The sequence below is a fragment of the Streptomyces sp. NPDC008137 genome, assembly GCF_042957035.1.
GTDB lineage: Bacteria > Actinomycetota > Actinomycetes > Streptomycetales > Streptomycetaceae > Streptomyces.
In genome coordinates this window covers 1-18,257 of the sequence record NZ_JBIBHN010000051.1, presented here as the reverse complement: position 1 = coordinate 18,257, position 18,257 = coordinate 1, and the positions used below count along the sequence as shown (strand labels likewise).

The window sequence follows — 18,257 nt, the reverse complement described above, 5'->3', positions numbered from 1 at the left end:
CTAGGGGCGCGGGGAACTGCGCGACAGGCCGAAGACCACCCGCGGCCGCCGTACGCCGAGGACCGCTACGGCGGCTAGGCCTCCTTGACGGCCAGCGCCTCCACCAGCACGGGAGTCACCTGCTCGACCTGCCACCGCCGTGCGCCGTGCCCTGCCAGCGCGGCCGCCACGGACTCGGCGTCCACAACACCCGGCGGCTCCCAGCAAACCCGCCGCACCGTATCCGGCGTGATCAGATTCTCCTGCGGCATGTTGACCTGCTCGGCGAGGGCCGAGATCTTGGCCCTCGCCGCCGACAACCGCGCCGCGGCGACAGGATCCTTGTCGGCCCAGGCCCGCGGCGGCGGCGGCCCCGCGACCGGCTGCCCCGGCTGCGGCAACTGCGCCTCGGTCAGCGCCTTCGCCCGGTCCACGGCCGCCTGCCACTGCTCCAGCTGCCGCTTGCCCGTCCGGTGTCCGAAACCGTTCAGCGCGGCGAGCGCCTGCACGTTGGCCGGAAGAGCCAGCGCGGCCTCCACGATGGCCGCGTCCCCGAGCACCTTGCCGGGCGAGACGTCCCGCCGCTGCGCGATCCGGTCCCGGGTCTGCCACAGCTCCCGTACGACGGCCAGCTGCCGCCGCCGGCGCACCTTGTGCATGCCAGACGTACGGCGCCACGGGTCCTTGCGCGGCTCCGGCGGCGGGGCCGAGGCGATCGCGTCGAACTCCTGGCGGGCCCACTCCAGCTTGCCCTGCCGGTCCAGCTCCTTCTCCAGCGCGTCACGCAGGTCGACGAGCAGCTCGACGTCCAGCGCCGCGTACCGCAGCCAGGGCTCGGGCAGCGGCCGGGTGGACCAGTCGACCGCGGAATGTCCCTTCTCCAGGACGAAACCGAGCACGCCCTCGACCATCGCGCCGAGGCCGACCCGGGGGAACCCGGCGAGCCGTCCGGCCAGCTCGGTGTCGAACAGCCGCGTCGGCACCATGCCTATCTCGCGCAGACAGGGCAGGTCCTGGGTGGCGGCGTGCAGCACCCACTCGACGCCGGAGAGGGCGTCGCCCAGGGCGGACAGGTCGGGGCAGGCCACGGGGTCGATCAGAGCCGAGCCGGCGCCCTCGCGGCGCAGCTGCACCAGATAGGCGCGCTGGCCGTAGCGGTAGCCGGACGCCCGTTCGGCGTCGACGGCGACGGGGCCGGTGCCCGCCGCGAAGGCGGCGATCACCCTGGCCAGGGCGGTCTCGTCCGCGATCACGGGCGGAATGCCCTCGCGCGGCTCCAACAAGGGGGTCGGCGCCTCCGTAGCAGAAGATCCGCCGTCGTCCGGAGGGGCGCCTCCGGTGGTTCGCAGTGAGCTGTCTGCTGCGGTGTCGTGGGCGTCGGTCACATGTCAAGGGTATCCATGTATGGACAGCGCCCGCCGACGGAACGTTCCGTCGACGGGCGCTCGAGGGTCGCAAACCAGTCACGTCGGGGAAGTACGGGGTTCGCGAGCCGCGCGTGGGGTGAAGGGGACCGGCGGCCGATCCCGTTCAGGTGAGTGAATGATCACCAAGGGTCATGGCGGAGCGGATCAGTGGATGATCCCGGTCCGCAGTGCCACCGCCACCATGCCGGCGCGGTCGCCCGTGCCGAGCTTGCGGGCGATGCGGGCGAGGTGGCTCTTGACGGTCAGGGCGGACAGGCCCATCGAGACGCCGATCGCCTTGTTCGACTGGCCCTCCGCGACCAGGCGCAGCACCTCGACCTCACGGCCGGACAGTTCGCGGTAGCCGCCCGGGTGACTCGGGGCACCCGGGGGGCGGCGGTGCAGACGCGCGGCGGCGGCGCCGATGGGAGCGGCGCCCGGCCGGGTGGGGAGCCCGATGTTGGTACGGGTGCCGGTGACGACGTAGCCCTTCACCCCGCCGGCGAGCGCGTTGCGCACGGCGGCGATGTCGTCGGCGGCGGAGAGGGCGAGGCCGTTGGGCCAGCCCGCCGCGCGGGTCTCCGACAGCAGGGTGAGGCCGGAGCCGTCCGGCAGGTGGACGTCGGCGACGCAGATGTCGCGGGGGTTGCCGATGCGGGGACGAGCCTCCGCGATGGACGAGGCCTCGATGACGTCGCGCACACCGAGCGCCCACAGGTGGCGGGTGACGGTGGAGCGGACGCGCGGGTCGGCCACGACCACCATGGCGGTCGGCTTGTTCGGGCGGTAGGCGACCAGGCTTGCGGGCTGCTCGAGGAGAACGGACACCAGGCCTCCTGGGGTGCGGGACGGGGCCGGCTCGTGGGGATGAAGCCGGGACGAACCGTGCTTTCAAGGTCACAGTCGTCTTCGGCACCGAACCCGTCCGCCTTTAGAGAATGATCACGATTCGGTGATAACAATCCGTGCAATTCGGACACGCGGTCGATCATTCGAAGGTCGAACGGTTTCGCTCTGCGTCGCTACGCGGTCGAAAGTGGCCGTATCGACAAAGTGATTCGGCCAAGAGGGGGACGTGGGTGTGATCGTCGGCCGGACATGGTTGACCGCCCCGCACAAGGTCGATCAGTGCGGGGCGGTCAGGGGTCGTTCAGCGGGCCGGAGGCCGGCGGGTCTGGGGTCGGCGGGTCTGGGGTCGGCTGGCCTGCGTCAGCGGGACTGGGGCCCCCGCCGCTGTGGCAGGGTCACCACGGACGCGTCGCCCGGCCCGGCCGGCGGCAGTCCCGCGACCTGGGCGAGCAGATCGCACCAGGCCGCCAGGTGCCCGGCCGTGTCCGGAACCCCGCCCCTGCCCTCGCGCGGCGTCCACGACGCGCGGATCTCGATCTGTGAGGCCGCCGGGCGCGCGGACATGCCGCCGAAGTAGTGCGAGCTCGCGCGTGTGACGGTGCCGCTCGGTTCCCCGCACGCCAGCCCGCGCGCCTGGAGCGCGCCGGTCAGCCAGGACCAGCACACCTCCGGCAGCAGCGGGTCCGCCGCCATCTCCGGCTCCAGCTCCGCGCGCACCAGCGTCACCAGCCGGAACGTGCCCTGCCAGGCCTCGTGCCCCGCCGGATCGTGCAGCAGCACCAGCCGGCCGTCGGCCAGGTCCTGGTCGCCGTCGACGACCGCCGCCTCCAGCGCGTAGGTGTAGGGGGCGAGCCGCTGCGGCGGGCGCGTCGGCTCGATCTCGATCTGGGGCCGCAGCCGCGCCGTCCTGAGCGCGTCGACGGCGGACCGGAAGGGCAGCGGGGCGGTGTCCGCCTCCCTCCGGTCGTTCTCGGTGTCCTTCGCTTCGTCCATTCCGCCAGCGCCGTCCGACAGTCGTCCCTGAGCCGCAGCCATGCGGGAAGGTTACGGGGACCTGGCCCCGGGTGCCGGGCTAGACACCCCGCGCCGCTCCAGGGGCTGAATCGCGCTCCTTGACGGCGTGCGAAACTTGGCCCCGTGAGTGCCAACGACGCCCCCCGGGCCCAGCAGCCGTCCGCCACATACGACTCAGCCTTCCTCAAGGCCTGCCGGCGCGAGCCCGTTCCGCACACGCCGGTGTGGTTCATGCGGCAGGCCGGGCGCTCACTGCCGGAGTACCGCAAGGTCCGCGAGGGCGTTCCGATGCTCGAGTCCTGCATGCGGCCGGAACTGGTCGCCGAGATCACGCTCCAGCCGGTGCGCCGGCACGACGTGGACGCGGCGATCTACTTCAGCGACATCGTCGTCCCCCTCAAGGCCATCGGCGTCGACCTCGACATCAAGCCCGGCGTCGGCCCGGTCGTCGAGCGCCCGATCCGCACCCGGGCGGACCTCGCGCAGCTGCGTGACCTGACCCCCGAGGACGTCTCCTACGTCACCGAGGCCATCGGCCTGCTGACGCGCGAACTCGGCGCCACGCCCCTCATCGGCTTCGCCGGCGCCCCGTTCACCCTCGCCAGCTACCTCGTCGAGGGCGGCCCGTCCCGCACGTACGAGAACGCCAAGGCGATGATGTACGGCGACCCCGAGCTCTGGGCCGACCTGCTCGACCGCCTCGCGGACATCACGACCGCCTTCCTGAAGGTGCAGATCGAGGCGGGCGCCTCCGCGGTCCAGCTGTTCGACTCCTGGGCCGGCGCCCTGGCCCCCGTCGACTACCGGCGTTCGGTGCTGCCCGCCTCGGCGAAGGTCTTCGACGCCGTGGCCGGCTACGGCGTCCCGCGCATCCACTTCGGCGTCGGCACCGGCGAACTGCTGGGCCTCATGGGCGAGGCCGGCGCGGATGTCGTCGGCGTCGACTGGCGCGTCCCGCTCGACGAGGCCGTCCGCCGCGTGGGCCCCGGCAAGGCGCTCCAGGGCAACCTCGACCCCACCGTGCTCTTCGCCACGACGGAGGCCGTCGAGGCGAAGACCCGGGAGGTCCTGGACGCGGCGGCGGGCCTGGAGGGCCATGTCTTCAACCTCGGCCACGGCGTCATGCCGTCCACCGACCCGGACGCGCTGACGCGGCTCGTGGAGTACGTCCACACGCACACCGGGCGCTGACCCGACCCGGACCTCAGGTACCCGCGCGGGTCGCCCGGGTCAGCCACCAGGTGGCCCGCGGCGGGCAGGGCCGGCAGCACCGGCCCGGCCGCGACCCCGCCGATCATCGAGGCGGCGATCACATGGGCAGACCGCGACCTCTGGGACCAGAGCCCCAAGGTTCTCGCCTACCGGCACGGCCCGGCAATCGCCGAGGCGGGTGAACGCTGTCGTCGGGGCGTGCGTATGTGTCGGCAACCGCCCGCGGCGCGGGGAAGGCGGGTCGCGGGGCCGACGTGAGGAACAGGCGATGAACGACCGAGCGACTCCCGCGATGCACGCACTGCCCGACGGCGAGGCGGAGCTCACGCTGGTGGTGCGGCTGCCCTGGGAGGACGTGGCCCGCCTCGGCCAGGAGGCCGGGCGGCTGGCGTCCCAGATGCGGCGGCCGGTGACGCTGGAGGAGGCGGTGAGTCATCGGCTGCGGTCGACCCGCGTGGCCTCGCACGCCAAGCCGGCGGGGGAGCAGCCGCCGGCGGTGACGGCTGCTCCGGCGTCGGTGTCCTCGTTGCCGTCGCGGCCGCCGGCGGAGCAGGCGCGGCAGGCGATCGATCGGATCAACGGGACTGCCGGGACTGCGTAGGGTCTCGCCGTAGGGGGCGGGTTCGCTGTCGGGTGCGGGCCCGTTGTGGCCGTTCGCGCAGTTCCCCGCGCCCCTGAAGGCCCCTTACAAGGAACCGCGCGTCTTCGCCGCCGCCTTGCGGGCCGCTACCAGGACCGGGTCCCAGACCGGGGAGAAGGGTGGGGCGTAGCCGAGGTCCAGGGTGGTCATCTGTTCCGCCGTCATGCCCGCGGTGAGGGCGACCGCCGCGATGTCGACGCGCTTGCCCGCGCCCTCCCTGCCCACGATCTGGACGCCGAGGAGGCGGCCCGTGCGGTGTTCGGCGAGCATCTTGACCGTCATGGGGGAGGAGTTCGGGTAGTAGCCGGCGCGGCTGGTCGACTCGATGGTGACCGTCTCGAAGCGCAGGCCCACGCGGTGGGCGTCCTTCTCGCGCAGTCCCGTGCGCGCGATCTCCAGGTCGCAGACCTTGCTGACCGCCGTACCGACCACGCCCGGGAAGGTGGCGTAGCCGCCGCCCGCGTTGGTGCCGATGACCTGGCCGTGCTTGTTGGCGTGGGTGCCGAGCGGGATGTGCCGTAGTTGGCCGGAGACCAGGTCGAGGACCTCGACGCAGTCGCCGCCGGCCCAGATGTTCTCGTGTCCGCGCACCCGCATCGAGCGGTCGGTGAGCAGACCGTGGTGCGTGCCGAGCGGGAGGCCGGCGGCCCGGGCGAGGGTCGTCTCGGGGCGTACGCCGATGCCGAGCACGACGACGTCCGCCGGGAACTCGCGGTCCTTCGTGGCCACCGCGCGTACCCGGCCGTCGTCACCCGTCAGGACCTCGGTGACCTCGGTGTCGTTCACCATCGTGATGCCCAGGCCCTCCATGGCCTGGTGCACCAGCCGGCCCATGTCGGGGTCGAGGGTCGACATGGGCTCGCTGCCGCGGTTGACGACCGTCACCTCGTAGCCGCGGTTGATGAGCGCCTCGGCCATCTCCACGCCGATGTAGCCGGCCCCCACGACCACCGCCCGACGGCCACGCGTGCGTGCCAGCGTGTCGAGCAGCGCCTGGCCGTCGTCGAGCGTCTGCACCCCGTGCACCCCGGGCGCGTCGACCCCGGGCAGATCGGGCCGGATCGGCCGGGCGCCGGTCGCGATCACGAGCTTGTCGTACGACGTCCATGACTCGGCGCCGGAGTCGACGTCACGCGCGCGTACCCGCTGTCCGTCGGGGTCGAGCTCGGTGACCTCGGTGCGCAGCCGCAGATCGATGTCCCGCGCGCGGTGTTCCTCGGGGGTGCGGGCGATGAGCCGGTCCCGGTCCGGGACGTCGCCGCCCACCCAGTAGGGGATGCCGCACGCCGAGTACGACGTGAAGTTGCCGCGCTCGAACGCCACGATCTCCAGCTCGTCGGGCTTGTTCAGACGGCGTGCCTGCGACGCCGCGGACATCCCCGCGGCGTCGCCGCCGATCACGACCAGGCGCTCCCGTGTACCCCGCGTACGGTTCATGCTCATGCGAACACGCTACGGGAGCAGGGCATTTCAGCCCTGCTCGCCGGGCTCGCGTGAGGGTGCTTCAGGTGCGGGGCGGGCCGTCGGCAGCGGGCCCAGCGCGCTCATGGCGGGCGTGGGCCGCGGGCGGCGCGGCAGGCGCGGGTGTACGACGCGCAGCCACAGCAGCGCGATCAGGGCCGCGACCGCCGCGAACGGCAGGACCGCGCCGAGGGCCACCGCGAGCCAGCGCAGCATCGTCACGAACGCGTTCCAGCCGCCCGCGAGCGCGTCCACGAAGCCCGGGTCCTCGTCCTTCGCCTCCTTCTTCTTCACCGGGGTCTCGGACAGCGAGAGGGTGATGGTGGCCAGGCTCGTGCGGTCCTTCAGGGACGTCTGGCGGGCGAGCAGCGCCTCCAGGTCGGCCTGGCGTGTGCTCAGCTCGCCCTCCAGGGTCACCACGTCGCTCAGCTTGGTGGCCTGGTCCATCAGCTCGCGGATCCGGGCCACGCTCGCGCGCTGCGACTTGATCCGGCTCTCCACGTCCACGACCTGGTCGGTGACGTCCTCGGCCTTGGCGTTGCGGTCGAGAAGCTTTCCGGCGCCCTCCAGCTCGGCGAGGACCTGGTCGTACTTCTCGACGGGCACGCGCAGCACGACCCTGGTCCGCTCGTGGCCCTCGCCGTCCCGGGTGGTGGTCTCGTTGCCGACGTAGCCGCCCGCGTTCTCGGTGCCGGTGCGGGCCTCCTCCAGGGCCTTGGGGACGTCCTTGACCCGCACGCTCAGGGAGGCGGTGCGGATGATGTGGCTCGCGGTGAGCCTCGGCGGCGCGGTCGCCCGGGCTCCGCTTCCGGCGGCGCCGGGCGCGGCCTCCTTCGCGCCGGACGTGTCGCCCGCCTTGTCGTCCGCTTGCGGGGCGGCGATTCCCCCGCGGTCGGCGGAGCTGCCGGCGGAGTCCTCGCCCGCGCCGCTGCATCCGGTGAGTGCCAGTGCCGCGGCCAGCAGGACGGCGGCCAGAGTCGGGGCGGGGTGGCGGGCGGGTCGTCGTGTGCGCATGTGGGCTTCCCCCGGGGTTGGATTCCGCTGACGCTTCTTCGACGCCCGGACGGCGCCGGACGTTTGACCCGGGACGGTTCCGATGCGGTCACGGTGGGGACTCGTACGGGACACCGGGGTCCGGCGGCGCTGTCAGAGGGGTCTGAGAGGCTGGAGGCATGCGCGAAGTTCAAGCCCGTGCGGGCACGGGGCAGGTCATCGTCATCGGGGCGGGAATCGCGGGCCTGGCCGCCGCGCACCGGCTGCTGGAGCGCGGGGCGCGGGTGACGGTGCTGGAGGCCTCCGACCGGGTCGGCGGCAAGCTGCTGCCCGGCGAGATCGCGGGCGCGCCCGTGGACCTCGGCGCCGAGTCGATGCTGGCCCGCCGCCCCGAGGCGGTGGCGCTCGCGCGCGAGGTGGGCCTCGCCGACCGCCTCCAGCCCCCGGCCACCTCCACGGCCTCGATCTGGACCCGGGGGGCGCTCCGCCCGATGCCCAAGGGGCATGTGATGGGCGTCCCCGGCACCGCCGCGGCCCTGTCCGGCCTGCTGTCCGACGAGGGCCTCGCCCGCATCGGGCTCGACGCCGAGCTGCCCCGCACCGAGGTCGGGGACGACGTGGCGGTCGGGGAGTACGTGGCGGAGCGCCTGGGCCGCGAGGTCGTCGACCGCCTGGTGGAACCCCTGCTGGGAGGCGTGTACGCGGGCGACGCCTACCGCATCTCGATGCGCTCGGCCGTCCCCCAGCTCTTCCAGGCGGCCCAAGCCCACACCTCCCTGACGGAGGGGGTCCGCGAGATCCAGGCGAAGGCGGCCGCCGCCCAGCAGACCGGCCCGGTGTTCATGGGCCTCCAGGGCGGTGTGGGCACCCTGCCCCTCGCGGTGGCGGAGTCGGTCCGGGCCCGCGGCGGCGAGATCCTGACGGGGACACCGGTGACGGAGCTGCGCCGCACCCCGGTGGACGGCGGATGGCGGGTCGTCTCCGGTGTGCGGGTGTGGCATGCGGACGCGGTGGTCGTCGCCGTCCCCGCCCCGGCCGCCGCCGCCCTCGTAGGCACCGACAGCCCCGGGGCCGCCGCCGAGCTCGGAGCCGTCGAGTACGCCTCCATGGCCCTGATCACCCTCGCCTACCGCAGCTCAGAGGCGGACCTGCCCGACGGCAGCGGCTTCCTGGTACCGCCGGTCGACGGACGCACCATCAAGGCCTCCACCTTCGCCTCGCGGAAGTGGGGCTGGATCGCCGACGAGAACCCCGACCTGCTCGTCCTGCGCACCTCCGTCGGGAGGTACGGCGAGACGGAGATCCTCCAGCGCGACGACACCGACCTCGTGGACGTCTCCCGGCGCGACCTGAAGGCGGCGACCGGCCTGGACGCCACCCCCGTCGCCACCCGTGTCACCCGCTGGGACGACGGTCTGCCCCAGTACCCGGTGGGCCACCACGCGCGCGTGGCCCGTGTCCGCGAGCACATCGCCCGACTGCCCGGGCTCGCCGTCTGCGGCGCCCCGTACGACGGCGTCGGCATCCCGGCCTGCATCGCGAGCGCCTATGCCGCCGTCGACCAGATCCAGGGTGACCTGCGGGGTGTGGAGGAGCTCACCGCGCACCCGGTGCAGAGCCTGCACGGCGGAGCAGGAGAATGAGGACATGAGCAACGACGACTCCACCCCCGAGACCGGCAGGATCCCGAACAAGGGCAAGCTGGCCAAGGACCTCAACGAGGTCATCCGCTACACGCTCTGGTCGGTCTTCAAGCTGAAGGACGTGCTCCCCGAGGACCGCGCCGGGTACGCCGACGAGGTCCAGGAGCTGTTCGACCAGCTCGCCGCGAAGGACGTGACGATCCGCGGCACGTACGACGTCTCGGGCCTGCGCGCCGACGCCGATCTCATGATCTGGTGGCACGCGGAGACCAGCGACGCGCTGCAGGAGGCGTACAACCTCTTCCGCCGCACGAAGCTGGGCCGGGCGCTCACACCGGTGTGGTCGAACATGGCGCTGCACCGCCCCGCCGAGTTCAACCGCTCGCACATCCCGGCTTTCCTCGCCGACGAGACGCCCCGCGACTATGTGAGCGTCTACCCCTTCGTGCGCTCCTACGACTGGTACCTGCTGCCCGACGAGGACCGCCGCCGCATGCTCGCCGACCACGGCAAGATGGCCCGCGGCTACCCGGACGTGCGCGCCAACACCGTCGCCTCGTTCTCGCTCGGCGACTACGAGTGGCTCCTCGCCTTCGAGGCCGACGAGCTGTACCGCATCGTCGACCTCATGCGTCACCTGCGCGCCTCCGAGGCCCGTATGCACGTCCGCGAGGAGGTCCCGTTCTTCACGGGCCGCCGCAAGGACGTCGCCGAACTGGTCGCCGGTCTGGCCTGATCAGCGCAGCCGTCGCTCGGCCCCGGGCTGCTCCGGGGCCGTCGACCGCGGCTCGGGCTCGGCGTGCGGTGCGCACTGCGCGCTCCGCCCCGGCAGCCGCCCCTCCAGCAGATACGCCTCCAGGTGGCCGTTGACGCAGGCGTTCGGACCGCCCGCCAGGCCGTGCGCGCCCGCGTTCCGCTCCGTCACCAGGACCGAGCCCGCGAGCCGGCGGCGGAGTTCCAGGGCCCCGTCGTACGGCGTGGCCGCGTCGCGCTCGGCGGCCAGGATCAGCGTCGGCGGGAGTCCGCCCGGCGCGGTGCCGACGTCGAGCGGCCGCTGCCGCGGCCCCCGCCAGTAAGCGCACGGCAGGTTCGTCCACACGTTGTCCCAGGTCTCGAACGGCGCCGTCCGCGCGAGCCGGGTGTTGTCCCGGTCCCACACCCGCCAGTCCGTCGGCCAGGGGGCGTCGTTGCACTCGACGGCCAGGTACACCGCGCGGGTGTTCTCCGCCTCGACGGCCGCCTCCGGATACCGGCTCGCCTGCTCGACCAGCGGCTTGGGATCGCCCTTGAGGTACGCCGACAGCGCGTGCGCGAGGAGCGGCCACTGGTCGTCGTAGTACCCGGCCTGCAGGAACGCCTCCTGCAACTGCCCCGGCCCCACCTTCCCGCCGGCCGGCTCGGCGGCCAGCCGCGCGTTCGCCCGCTCGTAGCGGCGCTGTACCTCCCGCGCGGTCCCGCCCAGCCCGTACACGGCGTCGTGCCGGGCGACCCACCTCCGGAAGTCCCGCCAGCGGCCCTCGAACGCCGCCGACTGGGCGAGGTTGTTGCGGTACCAGATCTCCGCCGGGTCCGGATCGACCACCGAGTCGAACACCATCCGCCGTACGTGCGCGGGGAACAGCGTCGCGTACACGGCCCCGAGGTAGGTGCCGTACGACGAGCCCAGGAAGGTCAGCCGCGTCTCGCCGAGCGCGGCGCGCAGCACGTCCAGGTCGCGGGCGTTGTTCAGCGAGTGGTAGTGCCGCAGCGCGCTGCCGGCCCGCTCGGCGCAGCCGCGCGCGTACGCCTTCGCCTGCGCGACACGCTCCCTCTTGAACGCCGCCGAGGGGTACGTCTGCGCCTGGGTGGGCGCCTTGAAGAACCGCTCGGGGTCCTGGCAGGACAGCGGCGCGGAAGGGCCGACGCCGCGCGGGGCGTAGCCGACGAGGTCGTAGGCGGCCGCGATCCGCTTCCACTCGGGGAGCAGCCCGACGACCGGGAAGTACAGGCCGGTGGCACCGGGCCCGCCCGGGTTGTAGACCAGGGCGCCTTGCCGGGGGACCTCGCGCTTGCTGTTGCTCGGGTCCTTCCGCGTGGCCCGGGTCCGGCTGACGGCGAGCCGGATCTGCCGGCCGTTCGGCCGGGCGTAGTCCAGCGGGACGGTCACGGTGCCGCACCGCATGCCGCCCGGCAGGTCCTGCGCGTCTGCGCACGGGCCGAATCGGACACCGGCCGCCTTGGCGCGCGCGGCGGCCACCGCGGTGCCGTACGACTCGGGCGCCGCGGACCGGCCCTCGGCGTCCGGGGCCGCGGTCAGGGCGCTCAACAGCAAGGACCCCGCTGCCGAGTAGAGGAGGGCGGCTCTCATCGCGTATCCCTTCGGTGCACGGTGGCGACAAAAGGGATGTTTGGTGCGGAGATTGTGGAAGGCAAGCACCGTCCGTCGGTGTCGGCGTCAATGCTCCCGTGCGCCCCCGGCCCGTCCGTCGTCTGCCTCGCGGTGTGCGAAGGCGGCGCGCAGTTCCGGTTCGCCGACCGCGCGGACCCCGCGTACGGCCACCGAGGTGAGGTACGTACGGTCGTCGGCGGCGCCGTCCGCGTTCCGGGCCAGCGCGCCGAGCAGCCGCTGACCCGCGGGGGAGGCCCAGCGCGAGTACGGGTGGATCTCGACCCGCGCGACGGCGAGGCAGCTCAGGGTCAGGGTGAGGGGCAGCGCGAACCACAGGGCGACCAGGTGACGGGGCATGTCCGGCGGTGCGGGTGCCAGCAGCGCGGCGATGCCGAGACCGAGCACGGCGACCGCCGCCGCGCGTACCTGCCGGACGCCGGCCGCGACCGTCGTCCGGGCGCTGTCGGGCACCGCCAGGCCCGCGCGCACCAGCCCGTCGGCGATCCCGCGCACCGCGTCCGCCGTGGCGGCGGCCGCCCGTACCGGCGCGATCCGGGACTGGCCCTCGGGGCCGATGGCCCCTATCACCGACCGCTCCATCGCGTCCCGGCCGCGCGGGTCGACGACCGTCGCCCAGCCGGTGTGGGCCAGCAGCACGCGCCGCTGACGAGCCATGGCGACGAGGGTCACGTCGGCGACCCGCCGGGGCCCGCCGGAGAGGAACGCGGCCTCGTACAGGGTGAGTTCATGGAGCTGGCCGGTGTCCGTGCCCCCGGCCCCGGCGCGTACGGCGGCCAGGCACAGCCGCGTGCACGCCGTGCCCGCCACGGCCCAGGCCGCCAGCAGGAAAAGAACCCAGAGCATATGTTGTTTGTATGTGACACGGTCCCGAAAGCACCATGCCTCATTCACGATCCGGACGGAGTGTTGTCGGTATGTGACGTTCCGTTTCACTGCCCCGGTGGTGGGCGGAAGGCGGGCGGCGGGAATGTCTGAGGTGGGGACGAGACCGGGGGAGTGCCGCCGTCGGCCATGTCGCGGGCCACGGCGTCGTAGTCGACGTCGCCCGTTGCCTCCAGCGCCTTGATGTGGCCGAGGACCGTCTTGGTGGCGTCGTCGGCGAGGGCGCGCACCAGGGAGTTGCGGGTGCTCGCGCGGACCTGGGCGACGACCGGGAACACCTGCCCCTGGGACAGCCGCAGCACGGTGGCGAACCGCCGGTCGTACTCCGCGCCCCGCGCCTCGTCCAGAGTGGTCAGCCACCGCTTCTGCTGGTCGTCGGGCGCGTCCGGCAGGGTGAGACCCAACTGGGCGGCGGCGCCGCGGACCCGCTCGTCCAGGAACCGGTGGCCCTCGACCAGGCGCCGGCCGGCCGTCCGCACGTCCGGGGTGGTCCCCTTCGTCCGCGCCTGCCGCCCCGCGGCCGGCTCCCACAGACCGGCCAGCCGGACCTTGACGAGGAACTCCTGGTCGAGGGCGGACAGCGGGCCGTAGCGTGTCCGCAACGTCTGCGCGCTCAGCGCTCCCGGCGCGCCCGACGCCGTCTTGGGCCGGTCGGTGTACGGCCAGAGCGAGAAGACCAGCGCGGCGAGCGTCGCCGCGAGGCACATGACGATGAGCCCTGTGCCGCTGACGACGCCTCGGCCCTTGACGGGGGGTCCGGGTCGCATGGTGGTGCCTCCTGGTACGGCACCGCACGCTAGTGCGCTTCGAGTGCGGAAACGACATGGTGCGGCGCGGTCTACGCCAACTGTCGTACACGGGTGAATGGTTGCATCGGGGGCAGGGCGGCGCGATCGGGGGAGGCGCGTCTGGGGCCTATCCGTGCAAACAGGTGTATATCGACTTACTGACCTCGGTGGACCCGACCCGGGTGTTGGTCCCGGCACACTCGGGCGCGCAAGCGCGGGCCGGGCGACTAGCCCACCCGGGTCCTCTGGGCGGCCCGGACGCCGTCGCGGCGGTGTGCCCCGTGGCCGCCGACCTCCCGATGGGCCATGTTGCTGACCGTCGAGCCGATCGGCACCGGCCGGATGCGAAGGAGGCCCCGCGGTGGGTGAGCTGTACATCGACGGCGAGTGGACACAGGCCACGGCCGGTGGACGGCGGGAGGTGGTCAACCCCTACGACGCCTCCGTCGTCACCACCGTCGACGAGGCCGACGCCGCCGACGTGGACCGCGCCGTACGCGCCGCCCGGCGTGCCTTCGCCGAGGAGGACTGGGCGAACGCCCCCTCCCGCCGCCGCGCCGACCTGCTGCTCCGCGTGCACGACCTGCTGCTGCGCGACCAGGAGGACATCGCCCGCACCGAGACCCTCGACACGGGCAAGACGCTGGCCGAGGCCCGCATCGACGTGGAGGACGTGGCCAACGCCTTCCGCTACTTCGCCGAACTCGCGGGCAAGGACGGCGGCCGGGTCGTGGACGTCGGCCCGGACGTCCTCAGCCGCGTCGTCTACCAGCCGATCGGCGTGTGCGCGCTCATCGCCCCCTGGAACTACCCGCTGCTCCAGGCCTCCTGGAAGGTGGCCCCGGCGCTGGCCGCGGGCAACACCTTCGTCCTCAAGCCCAGCGAGATCACACCGCTCACCACGATCGCCATGATCCGGCTCATCGAGGAGGCCGGCGCCCCGCCCGGCGTCGCCAACCTGGTGCTGGGCTCCGGGGCGACCGTCGGCGCGGCCCTGACCAGCCACCCCGACGTGGACCTGGTCTCCTTCACCGGCGGCCTCGACACCGGACGGTCCATCATGGCCAGCGCCGCCGAGGGGCCGCGGAACATCGCGCTGGAACTGGGCGGCAAGAACCCCAACATCGTCTTCGCGGACGCCGACTTCGACGCCGCCGTCGACTACGCGCTGGACGCCGCCTTCCTGCACTCCGGGCAGGTCTGCTCGGCCGGTTCGCGCCTGCTCGTCGAGGACTCCCTGCACGACCGGTTCGTCGAGGCCTACGCCGACCGCGCACGGGCGATCCGGCTCGGCAACGGCCTGGACGAGGGCACCGAGAGCGGCCCGCTCAGCTCCGCCGAGCACCGCGAGAAGGTCGAGGGCTACATCGCCATCGGCCGGGAGGAGGGCGCCCGGCTCGTCACCGGCGGCACCCGCCCCGACGACCCCGCCCTGAGCCGTGGCTTCTTCCTGCTGCCGACGATCTTCGCCGACTGCGACCGGTCCATGCGCATCGTCCAGGAGGAGGTCTTCGGCCCGGTCGTCACCGTCGAGCGCTTCCGCACCGAGGACGAGGCCGTGGAACTCGCCAACGACACCCGCTACGGCCTGGCAGGCGGCGTGTGGACCTCCGACGCGAGCCGCGCCCAGCGCGTCGCGCAGCGGCTGCGGCACGGCACCGTGTGGATCAACGACTTCCACCCCTATGTGCCGCAGGCCGAGTGGGGCGGCTTCGGCCGCTCCGGCGTCGGGCGCGAACTCGGCCCCACCGGGCTGCGCGAGTACCAGGAGGCCAAGCACATCTACCAGAACCTCGCCCCCGCCCCTTCCGGCTGGTTCAAGGGCTGACCCTCCGGCAGCAACCGCCCGCCCGTGGCGCACCGAACGACAAAGAAAGCAGGGCACCGCATGGCCCCCACACCCGCGCACGGCGCCGAGTCCGCCTACGACTACGTCATCGTCGGCGGCGGCACCGCCGGCTGCGTGCTCGCCGCCCGGCTGAGCGAGGACCCCGACTGCCGCGTCTGCGTCATCGAGGGCGGCCCCAGCGATGTCGGCGACGAGCGCGTCCTGCGCCTGCGCAACTGGATCAACCTGCTCGGCTCGGAGTACGACTACGGCTACACCACCGTCGAACAGCCGCGCGGCAACTCCCACATCCTGCACTCACGGGCCCGTGTGCTCGGCGGCTGCTCCTCCCACAACACCCTGATCAGCTTCCTGCCGCTGCCGCAGGACCTCGACGACTGGGTGGCCCGGGGCTGCCCCGGCTGGGATCCGGCGACGATCCTCCCCTACCGGGACCGGCTGCGCACCCAGATCGTCCCGGTGGCCGAGGCCGACCGCAATCCCATCGCCAAGGACTTCGTCACCGCGGCCACCCGCGCCCTCGGCGTCCCCGTCGTCGACGACTTCAACGCCGAGCCCTTCGCCGACGGCACCGGCTTCTTCTCGCTGGCCTACGAGCCGGAGGGCAATCTGCGCTCCTCCGCTTCCGTCGCCTACCTCCACCCGGTCATGGACCGGCCCAACCTCACGCTCCTCCTGGAGACCTGGGCACACCGGCTGCTCACCGACGAGTCGGGACGGCTGACCCGGGTCGCCGTCCGCGGCGCCGACGGGCAGCCCGCCACCGTGCGCGCCGAACGCGAACTCCTGCTGTGCGCCGGAGCCGTCGACACCCCCCGCCTGCTGCTGCTCTCCGGCATCGGCCCCGCCGACGACCTGCGCAAGCTCGGCATCGACGTACGGGCCGACCTGCCCGGCGTCGGCGAGAACCTGCTGGACCACCCCGAGTCCGTGATCGTCTGGGAGACCGACGGCCCGCTGCCGCCCAACTCCGCGATGGACTCCGACGCCGGACTGTTCCTGCGCCGCGACAAGGGCCAGCCGCGCCCCGACCTGATGTTCCACTTCTACCAGGTGCCGTTCACCGTCAACACCGAGCGCCTGGGCTACCCCGTGCCGCAGCACGGGGTGTGCATGACGCCGAACGTGCCGCGCGCCCGGTCCACCGGCCGCATGTGGCTGCGCAGCGCCGACCCCGCCGAGCATCCCGCCCTGGACTTCCGGTACTTCACCGACCCGGAGGGACACGACGAGCGCACCATCGTGGACGGCCTGAAGATCGCCCGCGAGGTCGCCGCCACCGCCCCGCTGCGCGACTGGCTCGTCCGCGAGGTCGCGCCCGGCCCGGACGTCGTCTCCGACGCCGACCTGTCGGAGTACGGCCGCCGGGCGGCACACACCGTCTACCACCCAGCGGGCACCTGCCGCATGGGCGCCCCGGACGATCCGCTGGCCGTCTGCGACCCCGAGCTGAGACTGCGCGGCTTCGAGGGCGTACGGATCATCGACGCGTCGATCTTCCCGACCATGCCCACGATCAATCCCATGGTGACCGTCCTGCTCACCGCCGAACGCGCCGCCGACCTGATCACCGTGGGACGGGAGGCGCAGCCGTGACCGGCACCCAGCCTCCCGCACCCGCGTCCGGCACCCCGGGAGGGGAGCCGGGCTCGGAGTTCCGCAAGGACATGGGCCCCTGGGCCAACTTCGCCCTCGGCTTCACCTACCTCTCCCCGGTGGTGAGCACCTACACCCTCTTCGGCATCGCGATCGTCGACGGCGGACCGCCGATGGTCTGGGCGTTCGTGCTGGCCGGCTGCGGCCAGTTCCTCGTCGCGCTGATCTTCGGCGAGATCGTCGCCCAGTACCCGATCGCGGGCGGTGTCTACCCCTGGGCCCGGCGGCTGTGGGGCAAGCGCTGGGCGTGGATGACCGGCTGGGTGTACATGTGGGCGCTGCTGGTGACCATCACCTCCGTCGCCTACGGCGCCGGCCCCTACATCGCCATCCTCTTCGGCTTCGACGCCACCGTGCACACCACCGTGCTGTGCACCGCCGTGCTCATCGTCGTCGCCATCCTCATCAACTACCTGGGCACCAAGGCACTGTCGGCGGCGGCGCTCATCGGTTTCGCCGGCGAGCTCATCGGCGCCCTCGTCGTCGGCATCTATCTGCTGGCCACCCACCGTCACCACAACGTGGGCGTCATCTTCGACACCTACGGCGTCGAGGGAGACGGCTCCTACCTGCCCGCGTTCCTGGCAGCCGCCATCATCGGCCTCTACCAGTACTACGGCTTCGAGGCGTGCGGCGACACCGCCGAGGAGGTCGCCCACCCGGGCCGGGTCATCCCCCGCGCGATGCGGCGCACCATCTACATCGGCGGCGCCGCGGCCACGTTCACCTGCATGTCGCTGCTGCTGTCGGTCACGGACTTCAACGCGATCATCTCCGGCGAACAGGCCGACCCGGTGGTGACCGTGCTGTACGACGCCATGGGCGAGACCGGGGCCCGGCTGGTGATGGCCGTGGTGCTGATCTCCTTCCTGTCCTGCACGATCAGCCTCCAGGCCGCGGCCGGGCGGCTCATCTACTCCTACGCCCGGGACGAGATGATCGTCGGGCACCGGCTGCTGCGGCGGTTCGTCCACGCCCGTGCGGTGCCGAGCTGGGCGCTGTTCGTGTCCGCGGCGGTGCCGCTGATCATCGCGTTCGCCTCACTGCTCTCCGAGGACGCCCTCACCAACATCGTCTCCTTCGCGATCCTCGGCATCTACGGCTCGTTCCAGATGGTGGTCCTGGCCGCACTGCGCGCCCGGCTCAAGGGCTGGAGACCGGCGGGGGAGTTCACCCTGGGCCGCTGGGGCCTCGCGGTGAACATCGCCGCGCTGGTCTACGGCATCCTCGCCATCATCAACATCTGCTGGGCCCGCAGCCCGGAGAAGTCCTGGTGGGAGAACTGGATCGTCCTGCTGTGCGGCGGCGTGGTGCTGGGCACGGGCCTGCTCTACATGTTCACGACGCACCACTACGGCCGGGGCGACGCTCCGGCGGGCGACGCGGTACCGCAGAAGCAGCTCTAGGTCGTGTCCGCAATGTCAGGGGAGCCAGAGTTGTAGGCAGGCGATGGTGACCAGGGCCTGGTAGTGGCGGGCGAGTTTGTCGTAGCGGGT

Annotated in this window: 15 protein-coding genes; 7 read left to right on the top strand and 8 right to left on the bottom strand. The window is 72.9% G+C overall.

Annotated elements, in window-relative coordinates:
• Positions 1-74 precede the first annotated feature (74 nt).
• From ACFZBT_RS39560 to ACFZBT_RS39550, 3 genes are all read right to left on the bottom strand, one after another.
• On the bottom strand, positions 75-1,364 hold the full coding sequence (locus ACFZBT_RS39560) for an HRDC domain-containing protein (RefSeq protein ID WP_391115001.1): 1,290 nt from the start codon (positions 1,362-1,364) through the stop codon (positions 75-77).
• A 186-nt stretch (positions 1,365-1,550) separates the two neighbouring features.
• Positions 1,551-2,213, bottom strand: a complete 663-nt coding sequence (locus ACFZBT_RS39555) for a LuxR C-terminal-related transcriptional regulator (protein WP_391114999.1) — start codon at positions 2,211-2,213, stop codon at positions 1,551-1,553.
• A 381-nt stretch (positions 2,214-2,594) separates the two neighbouring features.
• Positions 2,595-3,269, bottom strand: a complete 675-nt coding sequence (locus tag ACFZBT_RS39550; RefSeq protein ID WP_391114996.1) for a DUF3000 family protein — start codon at positions 3,267-3,269, stop codon at positions 2,595-2,597.
• 102 nt (positions 3,270-3,371) lie between these two features.
• Between ACFZBT_RS39550 and hemE the strand changes: the two genes are divergently transcribed.
• Positions 3,372-4,439 carry a uroporphyrinogen decarboxylase gene (gene hemE / locus ACFZBT_RS39545; RefSeq protein ID WP_391114993.1) on the top strand — a complete coding sequence of 356 codons (1,068 nt, stop codon included), beginning with the start codon at positions 3,372-3,374 and terminating at the stop codon, positions 4,437-4,439.
• A 289-nt stretch (positions 4,440-4,728) separates the two neighbouring features.
• Positions 4,729-5,061, top strand: a complete 333-nt coding sequence (locus tag ACFZBT_RS39540; RefSeq protein ID WP_391114991.1) for a hypothetical protein — start codon at positions 4,729-4,731, stop codon at positions 5,059-5,061.
• 84 nt (positions 5,062-5,145) lie between these two features.
• Here the strand turns inward: ACFZBT_RS39540 and ACFZBT_RS39535 are convergent, their stop codons facing one another.
• Positions 5,146-6,543 (bottom strand): FAD-dependent oxidoreductase, encoded by a 1,398-nt coding sequence (locus ACFZBT_RS39535; protein WP_391114988.1) that lies wholly within the window; start codon positions 6,541-6,543, stop codon positions 5,146-5,148.
• A gap of 27 nt (positions 6,544-6,570) precedes the next feature.
• Positions 6,571-7,575, bottom strand: coding sequence for a DUF4349 domain-containing protein (locus ACFZBT_RS39530; protein ID WP_391114986.1), 1,005 nt, complete (start codon positions 7,573-7,575; stop codon positions 6,571-6,573).
• A gap of 158 nt (positions 7,576-7,733) precedes the next feature.
• Between ACFZBT_RS39530 and hemG the strand changes: the two genes are divergently transcribed.
• Both hemG and hemQ read left to right on the top strand, forming a co-directional pair.
• The gene (gene hemG / locus ACFZBT_RS39525) at positions 7,734-9,197 is read left to right on the top strand and encodes a protoporphyrinogen oxidase (protein WP_391114983.1); all 1,464 of its coding nucleotides are present in this window, start codon (positions 7,734-7,736) and stop codon (positions 9,195-9,197) included.
• 4 nt (positions 9,198-9,201) lie between these two features.
• The gene (hemQ, locus tag ACFZBT_RS39520; RefSeq protein WP_391114980.1) at positions 9,202-9,933 is read left to right on the top strand and encodes a hydrogen peroxide-dependent heme synthase; all 732 of its coding nucleotides are present in this window, start codon (positions 9,202-9,204) and stop codon (positions 9,931-9,933) included.
• Here the strand turns inward: hemQ and ACFZBT_RS39515 are convergent, their stop codons facing one another.
• The 3 genes from ACFZBT_RS39515 to ACFZBT_RS39505 form a co-directional block, all read right to left on the bottom strand.
• Positions 9,934-11,544, bottom strand: coding sequence for an alpha/beta fold hydrolase (locus ACFZBT_RS39515; RefSeq protein WP_391114977.1), 1,611 nt, complete (start codon positions 11,542-11,544; stop codon positions 9,934-9,936). It lies immediately after the preceding gene.
• Between the two features lie 87 nt (positions 11,545-11,631).
• Positions 11,632-12,429, bottom strand: coding sequence for a TIGR04222 domain-containing membrane protein (locus ACFZBT_RS39510; protein WP_391114974.1), 798 nt, complete (start codon positions 12,427-12,429; stop codon positions 11,632-11,634).
• An 86-nt stretch (positions 12,430-12,515) separates the two neighbouring features.
• On the bottom strand, positions 12,516-13,235 hold the full coding sequence (locus ACFZBT_RS39505; protein ID WP_391114971.1) for a DUF4142 domain-containing protein: 720 nt from the start codon (positions 13,233-13,235) through the stop codon (positions 12,516-12,518).
• Between the two features lie 382 nt (positions 13,236-13,617).
• Here ACFZBT_RS39505 and ACFZBT_RS39500 point away from each other — a divergent pair, with 382 nt between their 5' ends.
• Genes ACFZBT_RS39500 through ACFZBT_RS39490 form a run of 3 tightly spaced genes read left to right on the top strand, consistent with a single transcriptional unit; the run spans position 13,618 to position 18,167 of the window.
• Positions 13,618-15,084 carry an aldehyde dehydrogenase family protein gene (locus tag ACFZBT_RS39500; protein WP_391114968.1) on the top strand — a complete coding sequence of 489 codons (1,467 nt, stop codon included), beginning with the start codon at positions 13,618-13,620 and terminating at the stop codon, positions 15,082-15,084.
• Positions 15,085-15,144: 60 nt separating this feature from the next.
• The gene (locus tag ACFZBT_RS39495) at positions 15,145-16,701 is read left to right on the top strand and encodes a GMC oxidoreductase (RefSeq protein ID WP_391114965.1); all 1,557 of its coding nucleotides are present in this window, start codon (positions 15,145-15,147) and stop codon (positions 16,699-16,701) included.
• Positions 16,698-18,167, top strand: coding sequence for an amino acid permease (locus ACFZBT_RS39490; protein WP_391114961.1), 1,470 nt, complete (start codon positions 16,698-16,700; stop codon positions 18,165-18,167). Before ACFZBT_RS39495 ends, ACFZBT_RS39490 begins: the two co-directional genes overlap by 4 nt.
• Positions 18,168-18,257 lie beyond the last annotated feature (90 nt).